Source organism: Pseudomonas alkylphenolica, assembly GCF_004025535.1.
Lineage (GTDB): Bacteria > Pseudomonadota > Gammaproteobacteria > Pseudomonadales > Pseudomonadaceae > Aquipseudomonas > Aquipseudomonas alkylphenolica_A.
Genome location: NZ_QJRG01000034.1, coordinates 46,870 through 65,394 on the forward strand (window position 1 = coordinate 46,870; position 18,525 = coordinate 65,394).

Sequence of the window (18,525 nt, forward strand, 5' to 3'; positions counted from 1 at the left end):
GGGTGGTAGCGCTGAAGAAAATACCTCCTCTCAGGGAGAGAGCTAAGCCAGGCACTTAGAGAGGACATCGCGGGGGCAAGTCATGACCAAGGTGGGTCAAAAATCGTGGGATGAGGTTTATGGGCTATTCGGATTTCTGTGTGTAGTGGCAGCCTATCCCTAATGTAGTATTTCGAGTGGGGAGGTGCAGTATGGCAAATCCACGATATTGCGTAGGTTCTCCGGAACCATTTGATTGGAATTCCGGGGTTGAGGTGGGTTAGATGAACTCGTCGATGAACAAAACGCTGAAGACCCACGCTGACACGGGAAAAGCGTCTTAAATGAACTTGCTACCCTGCATCAGGCTCCAGGTAACCTGAGCTCACTCTCAAGGACGTGCTATGAACTACAACGAGTTCACCAGTTATCTCGAAGAGAAGATCCTGGCTGTTCGCCTTTTTGAAAATCGAAAGGCTCTTCCTATGAGACCCCAGCGGTACTTCGATGCTGCTCATCAGGCTGTGTTGGAGTGCCGGGCATTTTTCGACCGGTTTCAGCTCGATGAAGGCCCTCATAACGACCACAACCCCAATAGCAAAGTTTCGGTCGATGCCTATCGTGCAGCAATGTATGAGCAAATAGCCGCTGCAATTGGTAGAAGGGCCGCCGAAGTTGGCTGTATGCAGAACCAGCAATTTCTGGAGTCTGTACTCGTAAACCCCGTGAGGTACGGTGAGACGGTGTCAGACCAGAGGTTTGCCCGAGTAGCCTCGGAGCACCTGGCCAATATTGCTTTTGAGCGCACCTGTGCCGGGTGTGGTGCAAAGTACAAGGTAGCGGTTAAGGCCCAGACCTACCGGATGGTTTCAAATCATCACCCGGAAACTTGCGCTGCCCTGCGAGTAGCCCCTGTGCAGGCAGCTCCAGCTCAAACAGCTCCAGTTCAGGCAGCTCCTGTGCAGGCAGCTAAGCCTGAGGTCAACGTGGTTGAAAAGCCAAAAGACCCTCTCAAACGCATGTTCGTCGATCAGAATCGCCCTCTGATACCAGAGGAGATGCTCAAGCCAGCACAAAAGCCAGCCTATAATTCCCCTGCGTACCGGGCCAATGCCAAAGCTGCATTGCAGTTGTATGCTGAATTTCTCAAGTTCTATGAGAACAACCCGTTTACGGCGGATACCCCAGAGGAAAACCAGCGCCAGATGGAGCGCATGTATAACGTCGTTGTGCGCACGGTGTTTAACTTCGATCCAAACGCAGGCAAGAACAATCAATGATCCGGGCGTGAGAAATACCTGCGCCGGTTACAAGCACCCGATAGAAACGCACGACCGGATTACACAAAGTAATCTGGTTTTCTCACCTTGTGCCCTATGCGAGTTTCCACACCTAAATCCGAATAACCGGTTTATGCCAGGATGGATCCCATTGCCCTTATCTACATGGAGTATCAGAACCTTCATCGAATGTTGAAATCCCTCTAGTCAGACAGGGCGTTCTTGGGCGTGCCCCACCAGGGGCGGCTGTCGCGCACCGAGCCACGTCGTGTCTTGGCCCCGCCGGGCGTCCCTCCTTCACGCCTGCGCGCTCCGCTTGCATTGGTCATGCTGTTTCCTTGAACAGTCAGTACGAGCTCGGCTGCAGCGAGTACATGTTGTATTCCTCCAACCCAACAACCTGCCACAGCTCGCAACGCCTGGCCTAACAAAGCTGATGTGTGGAGGGAAGCTTACCCATGACAGTCACCGCCGACGGCGATTTGACCCATCGGCCGAGGTTTCACAGGCTGCTGTATCGCGAATCTGCACCAATGAGGCATTTAGGGAACAATGGCGCAGAGTGGCGTCAGCAGATGGGGCATTCCGCATCAGCGGCCACAGTTAATGGCCAATGTCAGGGGGGCGGCCCGTACCATTTCCGCCCAACTAAGCTCACCGCAGGTTTAAAACCGGGCACCCTGGTTCAAGCAGGCGTGCTCTAGGATATGAGATAGAATCCTGCTGGCTGGCTTCCAGCAGTTTTCCCTGGAGCCATGCGGCATCAACTGGGGAGAACGAGTAGCCCATCCATTCAAACTCAAGTTCAAAACCACCCTCCTCAATCGTTCGAACCGTGACCCGTGTGTCTCCGCAACAGCCTTCATCCAGAAGCCCATCACTCGCGTTACTAACATGAACCACTCCGGTCGCACTGAACAACCAGCGACCGTGAGCTAAGCGGTACTTTCTAGGAAGTAGGCACTCTTCGCGGCGCGCTCCCGTCATTGTCTCAATGTCAGTGTTCTTAACAACTGTCGCTGCTTCTGACAGCGAAAAAGCGATTGCCTCAGCCACATCGGCGCTGACTTCAAACCCAATGGAGTCGAGTTCGATCCTGACTGCTCCTCCATCAATACCCGTCACGCTGCACTGATAGAACTCATCGAACTCTCGGCCGCGCCAGCAAGTAAAATCGCGTTCGAACTTCAACTCTGCAACAGCATTTCCAAGGGGACTACTCATAAAATACTCACAAAAAATTTATACCTGTAATTATAAACGGTGCGCTTTTTAGAAACTTTAGCTCCGGGCGCATTTTTTCCGAAACTATTGATGGCTGACAAAAAAACTTCACCCCTCCTCACGCTCCCAGTATTTGCACCGTTTAATCTGGTAACCATGCGATTTCGCGAGGAGTCAACTCGTATGACTCAGAAAATGCCGCCAAGCAAATTCTTAACGTCGCCTGCTGAATCGGACTTTCAGCTTGGAATATCGTTTTTCACTAAGCCGCATTTACGAGAGAGGGAGTTCGTGAATATGAGGCGCCCACAGCACTACAACACTGTTTTTGTGAGCGTAACGAGCGATTTCATGACATCGATATCGGTGGACGATAAAACATTAGATCTCACTGGCAGCCAGGCCAGATCCTTGGCCGTGCAGATTCTGAAATTTGTAGGAAATGAGGAGTAGCAGATTTAATGACAAATCCTGCACATGCGGCGGGCTACCTTTCAATGTTCATGGGGGGGTGCCCTTTGGAGCGCGGCTGTCGTGAGCCACGTCCACCATAGCGGAAAATGACGACCAGCAGATATTGAAGCCGTCAGTCATCCAGATGCTCCGCTAAAAACTCCACTAGCGCGAGTGGGCTTTGTGCCTCGATCACCTTGTAAATGAGATCGCGCTTACCTCGTGGCAGTTTCTTTACCACGCTTTTTGCAGAGGCTCTGACAGCTTCGTCTGTGCCATGTATGCGTGCGGCCAGGAGCAGCACAATCGTTGCGTCGGTGAGGTTCATCGCAAGTCCCCAAAAAAGTATCCTCAGTTTACTTTACTGGGCATCTTCCTTCTCCCACAAAACTCTTCACTACTCTGAGCCTACGCCCAGCAAGGTGATTGCAACACTTTGCTCGAATCTATTAAGAAGGTTGGGAAAAAGGTACGAGCGTTCATTGCACTTTCCCTCGACGCGGCCTGGGCATCATGGGGAGACTACGATGCAAGACAGCTTGAGCGCGATGCCGGCTTAGCTAGGTGCCCTTCCCTGCTCGAAGGCTTGCCGCATTTCAATGCCAGGAAATGGCATGCAGGCTTATATGACGATCGGCCTAAATCACTTAAGCAAACCGTAGAGTCGTTGGGCCTGATTTGGCGGGGTACCTATCACCGAGGAATCGACGATGCTAGGAACGTTGCGTCCATCATCAAGGAGATGCTCGGCTGACAGCGTGAGCCGGGCCCATTGGCCCGAAGGAGCGATCCCTCCATTTACATCACCCCGCAGCTTGGCTATGGGTAGGCCGAAGGGATTCACTGGCCCATACGCGCAAATTAACCGGGAGTAGCGTGCTCAACTGGCCAGGCATTGGAACAATGATTCTTAGATTTCCTTTTCGATGGCACAGCGCCATAGTAGGCAACTGAGCGTCAATGATCAGCACACCAAGGAGCGGGCGAAATGAAGGTAAAGATCCTTCCGGCTATATTCCTATTCCTAGGCTCCTACTTCCCGCTGAGCGTGATTTTGCTGCTCCAAGATGTCTCTGATGCTACTTGGAAGCAATCAATCTGCTGGTCGCTTCACGATTGCACCCTGCCCGTCCTGATGAACCCAGGTCGCTCGCTGACCCTATTCATCATTTGCCTGATCAGCCTCGCTTTCTTCACTTGGGTGCTCAAAAGCTTGCCAGCCGACCATGAGTTAATGGTCAAGGAAGCTAAAACTGTTCCCAATGACCTCATCAATTACGTCTTTCCCTACGTTGTCTCGTTCATGGGCCTTGACCTAGGCAGCGATGGCAAGTTCTACGGCTTTCTTGTGTTCCTGATTTGGATGTTTCTCATCACTTATAGATCTGGACAGATCCTCATGAATCCACTGCTATTGGCAATCGGCTGGCAGCTACATGAGCTGGAGGTGATTACGTCCGGCAAAGAGCGCAGCGTGATTGCGCTCGCGAAGACAAAGGTTTACCCAGGGGACAAATTAAGCTCCTGTGTCATCCATGGAATCTACGTTCTCACAAAAAAGGAGTAAGTGATGGCTGCAGTTGATGCGTTGCACAGGCTACGAGGCCTAGATCTGGTAAACGCTGCAGTGAGCGTTTGGGCGTTCAAAAAGAGCTCCAGCAAAACGGCCAAATTTCGAGCATCCTCGGTTGTTGCAACGCCAGAACTGGAGATTGAACTCAAGCGAATTGCCCGACAATGGATCGATCGGTGCACTGAGGTTGATGATTACAGCCTCATAGCAACGATTAACGAGAGTTCCTGCCTGTATCTTGAATCCGATGAGACGATTTTCCCGCAGTTGGAAGATCTCGTCAGCAATCCGCCCGAGGAGCACCTTATTGAGGCCATATCGGATCTGGAAGGTAGCCTAGGCTATCTAGTTCGCCTGACTATCGGCATGGACACACTCCATTGCATATGCCGTCTCGGAAACGACTGGAAGGTAAAAAAACGCGCACATGTTCTCAACCTGGTGCTCAACCGCAACCAGCTCGACCTAGCAGGTGATGAGGCGTTCGTCATTCCCAAACGGTTTGATTTCTTCGTTCTCAATACCGACATTTTGGTCACCAACAAAGGCAACTTCGAATCAATCCTGGAGTACAAGCAAACCTATGTCACATCGTTCACTGAGCTACGGGCTGACGCAGGATTTCAGGCCATCTTCTCTGACATGGCTGTCTTGGTTGACCATGTAGGCAGCAACACCATGCACTTGCGCAGGATGGCGGTGGTACAGGAGCGTGCGTACTACAACGACGCCGCCTTCATGGAAAAACTGCGTCTAGTTAACCATGAGCGGCAGTGGAATATCGTATTCGACGACAATGGCAAGATTGTCCCATCCGTCGAGTCGGTGCGTGCAATCATTCAAGTGCTGTTGAATCACCGACTTCATTCTGAGCTGACCGGGCACGACTTTGACGTACCCTCGGCTAATCCAATCGCATGAGAAGTTGCGACCGGGAAGTAAAAACAAAGCCCCGGAGGTTCGCGGCTCCAGGGCTTCTATTTTCGCCTCCATCCCTTAATGGTTTGGCGAACGTGGCCAGGACATTACCAGCGTCGTTTTGATATTTCACTACGACTTTGGATAAATGTGTTCGATCAGCGAGCCGGGCCCATTGGCCCGAAGGAGCGACCTCAAAGGAGGCTCAGTGAATCGATTGGAAGTCAGCGAACGTTTTCACGATTGCCTTCGTTACAGGGCTCGACTCAACATCGCGAAACCGCTTCCAGTGGCTCCACTTGCACGCGGCAATCTCATTTTTCGGAGACGGCTTCTCACCACGCTGGAGTGCGGTCATGAAAACGAAGTGGGTGGTGTCGTCCTTCTCAAAGCGTGCGAGATAGATTAGGTCGTCAGCAACCAGTCCTGTTTCCTCTTCAAGCTCACGCACGGCGGCCTCAGCAGGTGTTTCGCCTAACTCTATCTTGCCGCCAGGTAGTACCCATTTGGATTTCGGCTTGCGCACATAGAGGACATGATCATTCTTGCGGCATATCACTGTGGCTCTGGCCTTCATGTTCACCTCCATTACCGTGCACTTAAGTCTTGGTAGGCGTCATGGAACTACCTAGTGATAAGACTGCGCTGACATCAAATAGTCACAATTAGAAACGCATTTTTGATGCCAACACTTGACGGCTAACCTGTTAGCTGAAAAGTAGTTCGCGCTGCCGGAGGTGTGTGCGTGTGCGTGCCTAGCAACGACGTCCATCCTCCGAAGCGATGAGGCAGGAAGGTGTGTTCGTCGGCCACTTACATTTGAACACACCCAAACCTCTCTCCTCCCGCGAAGTCTCTGTCCTCGCGCAGAGAATCATTGCGCCCTGTCATAAATTGTCTCAGCTCAGTCCCGCACAATGAGTTGAAATCATGGAGTGATACCGCTACTCCTAAAGCACCAGTTTCAGCAGGGAACGCACCATGCATTCAAGATTCAGGGTCATAGAAACAACCAGGATGGATGATGGCATCAAGCAGTATCGGGTTGTGGATCTAGTCGAGGGAGGCTCTGTTAGCAAACACGGTGTGTTCCAGGCCAGGGTCGAGGCAGAGGCTGTTTGTTCGCACCTGAATGCCGAGCATCCACGTCAGAGTGGTACAGGTCGCATGCCCTTGAGTTTCTGATCCAGTCGTTGCGGAAGACCAGGCACCGGATGCCTTTTTGAGGGTGATGAATGCCCAAAGCGCAGTCGTGGATTCTCGTTTGGAAGTGCGTTTAAAGGCGCGCCAGATTCAATCGCTGACACTCCTCCTCCGCTACTTCTCGGGCTTGATAGGTAGTCACTAGCCGTTGTTTCTCTTCGTTGTCGTAGATGTCGAACCCTATGGGCGCATTCTTGCAGAAGCTCATTCCGATGCGCATTGATCCCGTTTCTTACGGGATTGCTGGGACAACAACAAATCTCGAAATCATCTGTACACCCTCTCCTCACACCTCATCACTATTAGCGGCCATATGCCACTGCAGCAAATAATCTTCATCAGTTTATGATTAAAAGTAAAACGGCCTAGGAATGATTCGTAGTTTTGTAACAAGCTGATGTGAGATGGAACTCCTCAGCGGGAAGTCATCCAGTCCTAGAAACAGCCATCTGGGTCGCCTATGCTGTCTCTTCGATGAGGCAAAACCTGACCTTCAAGGACAAGGCGCGTGAATGTGAACTGGGAAGGAATGCTGCCAATCGAAGGTATCGTGATCATTATTGAGGATGATCCCACCCTTCGAGCACTGATGACGGACATCCTATCCGAGATTGGCGCCCAGTCTCTGGCTTTTGAGGCTGCAGACGACGCGCTGACGTACTTTTTGCAAAACACTTTCTACTGCCCGCTTGTGATCGTGGATCATGCGCTACCAGGGCAGATACAAGGGATGGAGTTTATTGAGATGATCCAGAGTCGTCTCCCGTGGATCGCCTCCATACTCACGTCCGGTTATTTGATCGATCCAAGCGACTTACCCGTCCATACGATCTATCTGCACAAGCCCTGGTCACTGGACGATCTGGTGATGGCGGTGGCGTCCCTCCTGCAGCCTGATCACCCCATCCGTAAGACTTGAGTCTGGGCCAGATTGTGAGGCGATTGATTACGCTTTGGATGATGCTCTGCCTCCGTATTCCCGAATCGGCTATGTGCTGAAGCTCTGCTTTAGAATCCACCATTACGCTGAAGCCTCGCTGATTGCGGCGCGTTCGGCCACATGCCGTAAAGAGTCAAAATTGATATTGGCACCCGAGTCGATGGCGATCATGGTCTGATCCTGCACACCTGTTTGCGCAACGTATCTCTTGATGCCGGCGACGGCCAGAGCGCCAGAAGGCTCAGTCGTAGATATTCTTCATCGCAATGCAAAGCTCATCTTTACTTACAGTCAGTACCTCATCGACGCAAAACCTACACACCTCCAATCCGTGCGCGCCGATCTGTGCGACCGCCACTCCATCGGCAAAGGTGCCCACGCTTGGCAGCACCACTCGATCATCAGCCTGTAGGGCTGCGTACAAACAGGCTGAAGGTTCCGACTCGACGTCAATGATGCGCACCTCTGGCCGCAAGTATTTGACGTAAGCCGCGATGCCGGCGATCAAACCGCCACCGCCTACCAAAAGATAGCGTGCTAAGGCCGTCATCAGCGTGATCATTGGAGCCAGAATCGTCTGTCTGTCCCCGTGTAAGACTGATTCTCCTAACGAGCACGCCGCCCCAAAACTGGAGCGGCGCGTGGCTACGGCGAAAGCGTTTCTGAGATGAGCAGAAACTAGGGAGTCAATATCTGTAGCTAGCGGCTATATACCCACCAGGGCGGATAAGTTAGCTACTAACAGCAGCAGCTTGCGCTGCACGACGGTTCTGTTTGCCGATTAGGAACACCAGTAACGAACCGGTAGCGGTCAGCGCGCAGAGCGGCATGAGTGCCATAGGGAAGCTACCGGTCTGGTCGCGCAACACACCAATGACGGAACTCATGGCACCAGTGCCGAGGTGGGCAAAGGTATTGATCGCCGCGATCCCGGTGGCCAAGGTCGCCGGTGGCAGGGTTTCGGAGCACAGTGCCCAGAACGGCCCCTTGATCGCATAATTGCCCATCAGTACGAGCGTCAGAAGTACCAGCGTAATGGTCAGGGAGTCAGTGAACAGCGTGGCGGCGAAACTCACTGCAGTGATGGCAAGAGGAATGGCTGTGGCTTTAATCCGCTCTCCGCTTTTGTCCGCACGCATGCCCCAGAAAATCATGAAGGCGGCGGCGATGCCGAAAGGGATCATGTTCAACAGGCCGGTTTGCATGTTGGACAGGTGGAAGGATTTCAGAATCTGTGGCATCCACAACGAGAGGGTGTTGCTGGTTGCCGAACTGCCCATATAGATCACCGACAGCACCCATATGTACTTGTTGGTGAACACCGCTTTGAGCATCCCGCTCACGCTATGAGGGTGTTTTTGGGTACCGGTTTCGCGTGCAGCCCGCTCTTTAGTCAACTGTCCACTCAGCCAATCCTGCTCCGTTTGAGTCAGCCATTTGGCTTCGCTCGGCCGATTAGGCAGTACCTTCAATGCCAACAATCCCAGGAGAACTGCAGGAATTGCTTCCAGCATCAACAGCCACTGCCAACCGGCGAAGTCTGCCAGACCATCCAACTTCAACAGCAGTGCCGACAATGGCGAGCCGATGAAGTTAGACAGAGGAATAGCCACCATGAAAATCGCAATGATGCGAGCCATGTACGCTTTGGGGATGCATTGCGAGAGGTAGAGGATGACGCCTGGAAAGAAGCCGGCTTCCGCCGCGCCCAGGAGGAAGCGGGAAACAGAGTAGGAGATTGGCCCGACCGCGAATGCCGAGCAAAAACCGACGATACCCCAGGTAATCATGATCCGCGCGATCCAGCGACGGGCGCCAAAACGTTCCATGGCCATGTTGCTGGGCATTTCGCAGAGGACATACGCGACGAAGAACAGTGTTGCGCCGAATCCGAAGGCACTGGCCGTCAAGCCAATGTCCTGGTTCATGGTGAGGGCGGCGAAGCCGATGTTTACACGATCAATGTAGGCGATGAAATAACAGAGCACGAGGAAGGGAATCAGGCGAAACCCCAGCTTGCGCATTGTCGACTTTTCAATCTCATCATTCGATTGCTTGTTCATGGAAGCCGCTCTCTTGTAATTGGAATTGGCTGCTCTTCGGCAGAACCTCTCGATGCGGTTCGAGAGACATGTCGGCAGAATTTCATTACAAGCTTTCAGCAAGCTTTCGTTACAAAAAAATAGGATGAATGGTTACCCGGCTCATTCGGCAGCTATCATTACGACCCGGCTTGGAGCATGGGGTTAAAAATCCGGTTAGTCTCAGACGAGAGCTTCAACCCTGCATGGACTCGGACTTTGTCGAGCTTGCCCGTTCGGTAAAGTACTTGGACTCCCTAACTCGCAGTGAAGCTGAAAGGCAGGTGCTCGCCCCTGACTTTATCTGGATTCAGCCGCTTCACCATCGTCGGCGCGAACTCGAATTATGGCGACATCCAACCAACTCTATCCTACCGAGATTTGCGAAAGCCTCTCAGCACGCTGACACTCGAATACGCAAGAGCGTTTCAATTAGTCAGTTTTTCGACCAGCGTGCCGCTGCACCACAAAACAAGATTTTAGCCGGGCCTCATTGACCCGAAGCAGCGACAACTCAATCACGGTAGCGCAGCAAGTGTTTATGTGTAGCCATGTCTAACCGACGCCTTTGGGGCACGAATTTTCGGTCAAAAGGATGACTGTGGTGCTGCTCCTATCCTCTCGAGAAACATTTCCCATCACGCAAAAGCCCACGTGAACCTATGCATCACACCTCATTTCGATCAAGATAACTTGAGCCGTTATTCAGCATGCTGAGCGCGCCTTCGCCCCCCCCGGTGGGGCCAGGCAAGCGAAGAGGTCGTATGGGCTGCGCATACTGTGGATTCGAGAATCCGTCCGGGGCTAGCTTCTGTGAAGCGTGCGGCTCCAGGCTGTCTCGCAGTTGTCCGCGCTGTGGCTACGAGGCAAGCCTTTCTGCCAAATTCTGCAGTGAATGCGGCGCGCCACTGACCGATGCGCCTTCTGCTCCATCACCTCGCCCCTGGCCTGTTTCAGAGCCCTCTCCAGCGCCCATTCATTACACGCCCCACCACCTTGCCGAGCGCATCCGCACCGAACAGGCAGCCATGGAAGCCCGGGGTGAGACCGCCGGTGAGCGTAAAACCGTCACGGCACTGTTTGCCGACATGGCCGGTTCCACGGCGTTGATCCACGACCTCGATCCGGAAGAGGCTCACCGCCTGATCGAACCCGTTGTCACGCTGATGATGGAAGCCGTCCACCACTACGAAGGCTATGTGGCCAAGACGCTGGGCGATGGCATACTCGCGCTGTTCGGAGCCCCCATCGCCCATGAGGATCATCCGCAACGGGCGCTGTATGCGGCACTGCGCATGCAGCAGGCGATACGCCGACATGGCGACCGCATTCGCTTGGAGAAAGGCGTTTCGCTGCAAATTCGCGTCGGCATCCATACCGGAGAGGTTGTCGTGCGCTCAATCCGCACGGACGATTTGCACACCGATTACGACCCGGTCGGGAACACAATCCACATTGCATCCCGGATGGAGGGAATCGCCGCACCCTCTTCGATCCTGGTGAGCGAGCCGACCTACAAGCTGGCGGAGGGTTATTTCGAATTCAAGGCTCTGGGAGCCGCCCAGGTCAAAGGCATTCCCGAGCCCCTCTTTGTGTACGAAGTGCAGGGTCTCGGCGCGCTGCGCTCGCGCCTGCAACTGTCGGCACATCGCGGGCTTGCCAGGTTCGTCGGCCGCCAAGTCGAGCTCGACCATCTGCATCGGGCGCTCGAGCAGTCCAAAGCGGGCCACGGAAAGGTCTTAGCGGTAGTAGGCGAGGCCGGAGTCGGGAAGTCCCGACTGTTTCATGAATTCAAGGAGCGCTCGCGTCGCGGCTGTTTGGTGCTGGAGACTTTCTCGGTGTCGCACGGCAAGGCCTTTACCTATTTCCCGCTCATCGAGCTGCTGAACAACTATTTCCAGATCACCGCCCAGGACGACGAGCGGCGGTGCCGGGAAAAGGTCATGGGCAAAACCCTTACGCTCGAGCGAAGCTTCGAGGATCTCGTCCCCTACCTGCTCTATCTGTTGGGTATCGGCGAACGCAGTTCTGTGCTCGCGGAAATGGATCCTCAGATCCGGCGCGATCGCACCTTCGAGGCGATCACTCAACTGCTCGCGCGCGAGAGCCGCAATCAACCGATCGAGCTGTTGTTCGAGGACTTGCAATGGCTGGACTGCGAAACTGATGCCTTCCTTGCCTACTTAATCGACAACTTGGCGAGCTCACCGATCCTACTCCTCGTGAACTACCGGCCCGAGTATCAGCCTGTGTGGGCGCGCGCAGAGCATTGCAGCCAACTGCGGCTCGATCCGCTGGGCCCGGCCGAAGCACAGGCACTGCTCGCGACCTTGCTTGGGGACGATCCCACCCTCGCCCCCCTCAAACAGCTCATCTTGGATAAAACGGAGGGCAACGCGTTCTTCATGGAGGAGGTGGTGCAAACGCTGGTCGAGGAGAACTTGCTGCTCGGTAAACCCGGTCAATATCGAATCGAGCAAACTCCAACTGCGTTGCATATTCCCACAACTGTGCAAGGCGTACTCGCCGCCCGCATCGACCGCCTCCCTGTTGCGGAGAAGGAGTTGCTGCAGTCCCTCGCCGTTATCGGCAAAGAGTTTCCATTCAGTTTGATCCAGTGCATCTGTGATGGGCAGGACGCTCGGATGAACGACGATTTGTGTGATCTGCTCGCCCGACTGGAGGCAGCGGAGTTCATCTACCAGCGGCCCGCCTTTCCGGAGGTGGAGTATTCATTCAAGCATGCGCTGACCCAGGAAGTCGCGGGGCACTCGCTACTCACAGAGCGGCGTAGCGCGCTACACGAGCGCACGGCGCAGGCCATCGAGGCGCTGTTCCCCACTCGCATCGCGGATTACTGCGGCGAACTGGCGCACCACTACAAGCTAAGCGGCAATGTCCCAAAAGCCGTGGAATATCTGCACCGTACCGGACAACAAGCTCTCCAGCACTCCGCCAATCTCGATGCCATGCGTCACCTCAGCGCGGCACTGGAACTGCTCGAGCATTTGCCTGACACGCCCTCGCGTGCTCATAAGGAACTGACATTGCTACTCACCCTGGGGCCGGCGTTGATGGCCGGGCGCGGCTATGCTGCACCCGAGGTTGCGACCACCTACACCCGCGCACTGGCGCTGTGCGCGCAAGTAGGAGACGACTCACAGCTTTTCCCTGCGCTGCTGGGGCTGCGCACTTATTACACTTTGCGTGCCCAATACTCAACTGCATGCGAACTGGCTGAACGGATGCTCAATATTGCGCAAATTGCGCAAGATCCAGACTTGCTCGTGGAAGCCCATGCTGCACTCGGTTCGACATTGCTTTTCCAGGGGAATCTCAAAAATGCCCATGAACAGCAAGAGCGGGCGTGCGCCCTCTACAACTCAGACCGGCATAACACACATGCCATTACCTACGGCATGGATCCGGGCTACACCCTGACATTTTCAGCCTGGAGTCTTTGGTTCTTAGGGTTCCCCGATCAGGCAAGCACGCGCAGCCTGGATGCCCTGGTTCTGGCCAAGAAGATTTTCCACCCGTTCAGCTTGGCCTTCACTTTAACTGCAACGTCAGCAATAGGGCAGTTTCGGCACGACGTAAAACTCGCCGAAGAGTGTGCTGATGCCGTCATCGAGCTTTCCCTTGAGCGTGGGTTTCCGTTCTATTTGGCTTGGGGGACTATTCTCCAAGGTTGGGCTCGCGCCGAGCAGGGAAATGTTGACGAAGGAATCGCTCAAATAACCAAAGGTATCGCCACTTACCAAGCAGCCGGAGCAGAGCTTGGATGTTCTTATTTTCTGGCCCTGCTGGCCACAACGCACAAGCGTGTCGGACAACCGCAGGCAGGATTGGATGCCGTGACCGAGGCTCTGGCTATGGTGAACAGAACAGGCGAGCACTTTTACGAAGCAGAGCTGTATCGCCTCAAGGGAGCTCTTACCCTGCAATGTTCGAGAGAAGACCGACAGGATTCTTCCGTGCGGCAAGAAGCGGAAGCTTGCTTTCACAAGGCGATTTCAATCGCTCGACAACAAGGGGCAAAGTCACTTGAGCTACGCGCCACAGTGAGCCTTTCTCAGCTATGGGCAGCACGAGACAAGGAGACGGCCAGGCAAATGCTGGCCGAGATTTACAGCTTTTTCACCGAAGGCTTCGACAGCGTTGATTTGCTACAAGCCAAGGCGTTGCTCGATGCATGGCATCAAACGGGGGACGAAAAATAGATGACGCATGGTGCTGAATGGAGCATCGGCGTGTCGTCGACGGGCACGTTACATGTCGAAGCGTCACAGTAAGTTTCAGTGCGGCTCAGCACCAACGAGGAAACCCAGAATGACCACGACGAACGCAAAGCCTAAAGGCAGTGACGAGCGTAAGCCGGTCGCGCTAGCTTTGCAGGGCGGCGGGATGCACGGTGCATTCACCTGGGGCGTGCTCGATCGGTTGCTCGAGGACGGCAGGCTTGCCATTGAAGGGGTGAGCGCAACCAGTGCCGGCGCGATGAATGCCGCTGTGCTGGCTTACGGCATGCTGCAAGATGGTGACGCCGGCGCACGCCAGGCGCTGCACGATTTCTGGTTCGCCGTGGCGCAATCCGCCGAGCGTTATAACCCGTTGCGCTGGATGCCATGGCTGAAAGGGACGCACAGCTTTGGGCTGGACTATTCGCCCATGTATACATTCGCGGACATGACGCTTCGTATCTTCTCGCCTTACCAATTCAATCGCCGCAACTTGAGTCCGCTGCGGGAAGTGCTGGAAAGGCAGGTCGATTTCGCCGCCTTGCGAAGCCAATGCCCGTTCCACCTCTATCTGTGTGCGACCAATGTCGAGACGGGGAAGATACGCATTTTTACGGGCGAGGACATCTGCGCAGAAGCGGTGCTTGCTTCGGCCTGTGTACCGACGCTGTTCCAGGCGGTGACGATCGACGGGCAGAACTACTGGGATGGTGGCTATATGGGGAACCCGGCCATTTTCCCGCTGATCTATCACTGCAATACACGCGATGTGGTGATCGTCCACATCAACCCACTCGTCCGTCCAGGCGTGCCCATTACCGCTGCCGATATTCTCAACCGCATCAGTGAAATTAGCTTCAACTCCTCGCTGATGCGTGAGCTGCGTACCATCGCTTTTGTCACCGACCTCATTCAGCAAGGCAAGGTCGATCGCAACGATATGAAGGAGATGCTGATCCACTCCATTAAGTCTGACGAGGCGATGTGCGCGCTTAGCGTGTCCAGCAAGTACAACGCGGACTGGGACTTTCTTTGCGGGCTACGCGACAACGGACGACACGAGGCTGACGCGTGGCTAACGGAGAACTACCGGAATATTGGCGAACGCTCGAGCATCGACATTCGAAAAGAATTTCTTTGAACGCCACCTAGCGAGCTCACTTACTCGCCTTGTGACTGCCAGCGCCCTTATAGGCACTTGTTCTATAAGAAAAAAAGAGCAATGATGCACCCAACATCATTGCTCAAAGCGCACCAAAAGAGTTTAGGCTCAGCCTTTACAATCTTACTAACCCAGCAAGTTATGCCCCTACTCACCAAGTAACGAGAGCTAGATATCCAAGACTAAACGAGCACTCTTGGCACGCGAACAGCACGGTGTAAACTGATTATTCGCCTGCTGTTCATCCTCGGTCAAATACATATCCCGATGATCTGGAATACCCTCCAGAACCCGAGTTACACAAGTTCCACAGATTCCCTGCTCGCAAGACATCTGGATCTCTACACCAGCGGCAATAAGTGCCTCCGCAACTGTAGATTCTGATGCAACGGTAATCAACTGGCCGGTACTAGCAATCTGTACTTCAAAAGAACCATTTTCAGCATCAGATTTCGGTTCAGCGCTGAAGTATTCACGGTGCAACTGGTCTTTGGCCCAGCCTTGGGCCTCTGCTGTTTTTAGCACAAAGTCCATGAAGCCTGATGGCCCGCAGACATACAGATGATCATCAGCTTGAGGAGAGCTCAGCAACCCGGCAATGTCGGCTGACTTTTGATCATCCCAATGGAAATTGGCATTAGATGCGAACGGGCTGTCTTGGATTCGGCCAACAAACGCCGCTTGCTCTCTCGAGCGTGAGCAATAGTGGAGCTCAAAATTAGCACCAGAGTTTTGCAGGCTTTCCGCCATGCAGAGAATCGGGGTGATCCCAATACCGCCCGCAAAGAGTAACGATTTTCCTTTAGACTCGACCAAGGGGAACAAATTGCGAGGTTCACCGATATTAATTTCGGAACCTTCAAGCAACTCATGTACAGCCTTGGAGCCTCCGCGAGAGTTTGGATCAAGCAAAACACCGACTAGGTAACGATCACGCTCGTGTGGAGCATTACAAAGCGAATACTGCCGAATTAGCCCGTTTGGAAGGTGAACATCGATATGAGATCCAGCTTCGAACTGCGGAAGCTCTGAACCATCTGCCGCAACAAACTCCAGACTTACAACATCGCGGGCTTCACGGCTAATCGATTTAATCTGAACGGCAAGCATAATACACCTCCGACTTCAGGGGTAGTTAATACTCCCCCTGAAGCAATCTCACTTTTATTATTCGGTAGCTTTTGATTAAGCGACTGAGCTTTCTTTAGCAATCAACTGGTGCTCATCAGCAAGTAGGCGCTCAAGCACACGACGAGACTGCACACCACCGGAGTCGATATTCAACTTGAGAAGACCGCGCTCAGGGTAGGTCAACAGGTTGCTCTGTTGTTGTTCGAGCATGTCGAGGTCTTCACCAAAGATTTTCCCTTGCCCTTCTCGGATTGTATCCGTCAAAGCCAGGTCATTAGGTTTGAATTTCCGCGCCATACCCCAGAAGTACCAATGGGATGTCTCCGTCTCGGGTGTGATGAAGTCGACCACAATGCTTGAAGCCTTGAGATGATCTGGAGCGTCGTAGCCGCCATTACCAGCGTGAGCCACACCAACTTCGATCATCACATGACTTGGTGGCGTGAAGCGGCAGATCTGCCAACGGTCAACAGGTACGTCATCTGCGAGATCGTTACCCCGCAATGCCATTTGCCAGAACGGCGGGGCCATGATGTTTTCCATGTGCCGGGCGGTGACTACCTCCTCACCATCGACGGTAGTAATTGGCAGCGCCTCATCGATCTCCTTCTGACCGATACTCGATGAGTGAACATACGTTTCATGGGTCAAGTCCATGAGGTTGTCGATCATCAAGCGGTAGTCGCATTTGATGTGGAACAAGCCACCACCATAAGCCCAATCAGGACTCACGGCCCATTCAAGGTGGTGGATCAACGCAGGATCGGCAAGAGCTTTGTCGCCAGGCCATACCCAAATGAATCCATACCGTTCAACGACTGCATAGGATTTTATGCATGGGAAGCCGCGAACTCGCTGCCCTGGCATGGACACGGTTTTACCATCACAACCCATCACGAGGCCGTGATACCCACATACCAAATTACCGTCTTCGACGTAGCCCAAAGAAAGGGGAGCACCACGGTGAGGGCAGAAGTTTTCCACCGCTGCTACTTCCCCCTCCTTGCCACGATAGAAGGCAATATTTTCACCGCAGATTTTCCTGCCCAGTGGCTTAGATTCAATTTCATCAGGCGTACAAGCGACATACCACGAGTTTTTAAGAAACATGACATTCTCCAGCTGATTATACTTATTGCCGGTATCTAATTAGAGGCTCAGCTAATGGATTTGAGCTTTTCAATAATTTTGCGAGCGCGATTTGGGCCGACATCAACATGAATATCGATCATTGGCCTATCTCCGAATCGAAGCATGTTTTTGTATTGCGATTCGATGACGACCTTGTCTTCATCAAACGTCATCTTCGACTGCTCGATCACTTTCTGCTTCGTTTCTTCTGGGTCACGGACTGGGTTCGTCGCAACTGACCAGAAATAATGGCATGTAGTTTCTGTCTCAGGGGTAACTCCATGGAAACCCTTCATGTGGAAACCGCCTCGATTTGGGTCATTTAAATCGCAGGTTCCTGCGTCCGCCGCCCCAGACCAGATTCGCAGGTGATTGACGTGAAACTCAATTTCCTGCCAACGGTCGACTTCGCCTTTAAAGGGGAAGGCGGCAGTGTAGGTTGGCGGAGGGGTTGATCCAGGCATATGGCGAACTACACGCACCCATTCATCACCTGCTTCAACCTTCATTTCGGCATTCATGTGAACTTTGGCGTTCCCGCCGATAGTCTTCAGGTGCACGTACCCTAGATGGCTTAAGTCCATCAAATTGTCGTGAACTAACTGCCAAGGCGCGTCATAGTGATAGACATCACCATCGAACAAGTAGCGACCGCTACTGTGAACATCATATTGTGGAGGCTCGAAACTTGGCTCGCTATCGCTAGTGCTGCCAAACCAAATCCACAAAATTTGATCCTGCTCACGAATATGGTAAGCGGGAACTATCGCCTTACCCGGAATTTTTGTTTGCCCTGGGATATCAATACACCGGCCAGCACCATCAAAAAGAAGACCATGGTAGCCGCAGCGAATCCCGCCCTCCTCCACTGTGCCGTCTGACAAAGGCAAAGCGCGATGGCAGCAACGGTTTTCAAGTGCACATATCTCACCCTCCGTTGTCCTGAACAGCACGACTGGCTTGTTGAGAAAAGTCCGGCCAATCGGCTTATCTTTCAGTTCCCATGAAAAACCGGCCACGTACCATTGATCCAGAGGGAACTGCGGTACTGCAGCAGGCAGGGCTACCCCCGGTTCGACGATCTGTACTGACATTTTATTCTCCTTATGCAGTAGTCGTAGTTAACGCAAGCAGGGGACGGCTCAGTCGATCCCTACTATGAAAATACCCACGGCTAGAGGGCGATCGAGGATGGCTTAGCCCAGCAGA

The 18,525-nt window shown here is 53.4% G+C and carries 14 protein-coding genes and 2 pseudogenes; 7 read left to right on the forward strand and 9 right to left on the reverse strand.

The window, feature by feature from the left end; genetic code table 11:
* Positions 1 to 383: 383 nt before the first annotated feature.
* Complete coding sequence (locus tag DM813_RS04205) at positions 384 to 1,259, forward strand: hypothetical protein (protein WP_128322182.1); 876 nt, start codon at positions 384 to 386, stop codon at positions 1,257 to 1,259.
* 203 nt (positions 1,260 to 1,462) lie between these two features.
* Here DM813_RS04205 and DM813_RS28770 read toward each other — a convergent pair whose 3' ends face one another.
* The 3 genes from DM813_RS28770 to DM813_RS04215 all read right to left on the reverse strand — a co-directional run bounded on the left by DM813_RS28770 (position 1,463) and on the right by DM813_RS04215 (position 3,264).
* Positions 1,463 to 1,588 carry a hypothetical protein gene (locus DM813_RS28770; protein WP_277750101.1) on the reverse strand — a complete coding sequence of 42 codons (126 nt, stop codon included), beginning with the start codon at positions 1,586 to 1,588 and terminating at the stop codon, positions 1,463 to 1,465.
* Between the two features lie 325 nt (positions 1,589 to 1,913).
* The gene (locus DM813_RS04210) at positions 1,914 to 2,483 is read right to left on the reverse strand and encodes a hypothetical protein (RefSeq protein ID WP_128322183.1); all 570 of its coding nucleotides are present in this window, start codon (positions 2,481 to 2,483) and stop codon (positions 1,914 to 1,916) included.
* A gap of 586 nt (positions 2,484 to 3,069) precedes the next feature.
* Positions 3,070 to 3,264, reverse strand: coding sequence for a hypothetical protein (locus DM813_RS04215; RefSeq protein ID WP_128322184.1), 195 nt, complete (start codon positions 3,262 to 3,264; stop codon positions 3,070 to 3,072).
* Between the two features lie 660 nt (positions 3,265 to 3,924).
* Between DM813_RS04215 and DM813_RS04225 the strand changes: the two genes are divergently transcribed.
* Complete coding sequence (locus tag DM813_RS04225) at positions 3,925 to 4,503, forward strand: hypothetical protein (protein WP_128322185.1); 579 nt, start codon at positions 3,925 to 3,927, stop codon at positions 4,501 to 4,503.
* A gap of 3 nt (positions 4,504 to 4,506) precedes the next feature.
* Positions 4,507 to 5,430, forward strand: coding sequence for a Kiwa anti-phage protein KwaB-like domain-containing protein (locus DM813_RS04230; protein WP_128322186.1), 924 nt, complete (start codon positions 4,507 to 4,509; stop codon positions 5,428 to 5,430).
* A gap of 202 nt (positions 5,431 to 5,632) precedes the next feature.
* Here DM813_RS04230 and DM813_RS04235 read toward each other — a convergent pair whose 3' ends face one another.
* A complete protein-coding gene (locus DM813_RS04235; protein WP_128322187.1) occupies positions 5,633 to 6,004 on the reverse strand; it encodes an NUDIX hydrolase in 372 nt (123 codons plus the stop codon).
* Positions 6,005 to 7,138: 1,134 nt separating this feature from the next.
* On the opposite strand from DM813_RS04235, the gene DM813_RS04250 reads away from it, so the two are divergent.
* A complete protein-coding gene (locus DM813_RS04250) occupies positions 7,139 to 7,549 on the forward strand; it encodes a response regulator (protein ID WP_164897206.1) in 411 nt (136 codons plus the stop codon).
* Positions 7,550 to 7,651: 102 nt separating this feature from the next.
* Here DM813_RS04250 and DM813_RS04255 read toward each other — a convergent pair.
* Positions 7,652 to 8,108: pseudogene (locus tag DM813_RS04255) on the reverse strand (pyridoxal-phosphate dependent enzyme); the annotation flags it as partial.
* A gap of 193 nt (positions 8,109 to 8,301) precedes the next feature.
* Entirely contained in the window at positions 8,302 to 9,633 is a 1,332-nt protein-coding gene (locus DM813_RS04260; protein WP_128322189.1) for an MFS transporter, read from the reverse strand.
* A 782-nt stretch (positions 9,634 to 10,415) separates the two neighbouring features.
* On the opposite strand from DM813_RS04260, the pseudogene DM813_RS28905 reads away from it, so the two are divergent.
* The 3 genes and pseudogenes from DM813_RS28905 to DM813_RS04270 form a co-directional block, all read left to right on the forward strand.
* Positions 10,416 to 10,556, forward strand: a pseudogene (locus DM813_RS28905) (double zinc ribbon domain-containing protein); the annotation flags it as partial.
* A gap of 123 nt (positions 10,557 to 10,679) precedes the next feature.
* Positions 10,680 to 13,874, forward strand: a complete 3,195-nt coding sequence (locus DM813_RS04265) for an adenylate/guanylate cyclase domain-containing protein (protein WP_241653133.1) — start codon at positions 10,680 to 10,682, stop codon at positions 13,872 to 13,874.
* A 109-nt stretch (positions 13,875 to 13,983) separates the two neighbouring features.
* Positions 13,984 to 15,033 carry a patatin-like phospholipase family protein gene (locus DM813_RS04270; protein ID WP_128322191.1) on the forward strand — a complete coding sequence of 350 codons (1,050 nt, stop codon included), beginning with the start codon at positions 13,984 to 13,986 and terminating at the stop codon, positions 15,031 to 15,033.
* 189 nt (positions 15,034 to 15,222) lie between these two features.
* Here the strand turns inward: DM813_RS04270 and DM813_RS04275 are convergent, their stop codons facing one another.
* The 3 genes from DM813_RS04275 to DM813_RS04285 all read right to left on the reverse strand — a co-directional run bounded on the left by DM813_RS04275 (position 15,223) and on the right by DM813_RS04285 (position 18,410).
* A complete protein-coding gene (locus tag DM813_RS04275) occupies positions 15,223 to 16,164 on the reverse strand; it encodes a PDR/VanB family oxidoreductase (RefSeq protein WP_128322192.1) in 942 nt (313 codons plus the stop codon).
* A 75-nt stretch (positions 16,165 to 16,239) separates the two neighbouring features.
* On the reverse strand, positions 16,240 to 17,295 hold the full coding sequence (locus tag DM813_RS04280; RefSeq protein ID WP_128322193.1) for an aromatic ring-hydroxylating oxygenase subunit alpha: 1,056 nt from the start codon (positions 17,293 to 17,295) through the stop codon (positions 16,240 to 16,242).
* A gap of 47 nt (positions 17,296 to 17,342) precedes the next feature.
* Positions 17,343 to 18,410: an aromatic ring-hydroxylating dioxygenase subunit alpha gene (locus tag DM813_RS04285; RefSeq protein ID WP_128322194.1), complete on the reverse strand. Its 1,068-nt coding sequence runs from the start codon at positions 18,408 to 18,410 to the stop codon at positions 17,343 to 17,345.
* Positions 18,411 to 18,525 lie beyond the last annotated feature (115 nt).

Coding starts and splice junctions, on each gene's coding strand:
- DM813_RS04205 (WP_128322182.1), top strand. CDS start 384: ATGAACTACAACGAGTTCACCAGTTATCTCGAAGAGAAGATCCTGGCT.
- DM813_RS28770 (WP_277750101.1), bottom strand. CDS start 1,588: ATGACCAATGCAAGCGGAGCGCGCAGGCGTGAAGGAGGGACGCCCGGC.
- DM813_RS04210 (WP_128322183.1), bottom strand. CDS start 2,483: ATGAGTAGTCCCCTTGGAAATGCTGTTGCAGAGTTGAAGTTCGAACGC.
- DM813_RS04215 (WP_128322184.1), bottom strand. CDS start 3,264: ATGAACCTCACCGACGCAACGATTGTGCTGCTCCTGGCCGCACGCATA.
- DM813_RS04225 (WP_128322185.1), top strand. CDS start 3,925: ATGAAGGTAAAGATCCTTCCGGCTATATTCCTATTCCTAGGCTCCTAC.
- DM813_RS04230 (WP_128322186.1), top strand. CDS start 4,507: ATGGCTGCAGTTGATGCGTTGCACAGGCTACGAGGCCTAGATCTGGTA.
- DM813_RS04235 (WP_128322187.1), bottom strand. CDS start 6,004: ATGAAGGCCAGAGCCACAGTGATATGCCGCAAGAATGATCATGTCCTC.
- DM813_RS04260 (WP_128322189.1), bottom strand. CDS start 9,633: ATGAACAAGCAATCGAATGATGAGATTGAAAAGTCGACAATGCGCAAG.
- DM813_RS04265 (WP_241653133.1), top strand. CDS start 10,680: ATGGAAGCCCGGGGTGAGACCGCCGGTGAGCGTAAAACCGTCACGGCA.
- DM813_RS04270 (WP_128322191.1), top strand. CDS start 13,984: ATGACCACGACGAACGCAAAGCCTAAAGGCAGTGACGAGCGTAAGCCG.
- DM813_RS04275 (WP_128322192.1), bottom strand. CDS start 16,164: ATGCTTGCCGTTCAGATTAAATCGATTAGCCGTGAAGCCCGCGATGTT.
- DM813_RS04280 (WP_128322193.1), bottom strand. CDS start 17,295: ATGTTTCTTAAAAACTCGTGGTATGTCGCTTGTACGCCTGATGAAATT.
- DM813_RS04285 (WP_128322194.1), bottom strand. CDS start 18,410: ATGTCAGTACAGATCGTCGAACCGGGGGTAGCCCTGCCTGCTGCAGTA.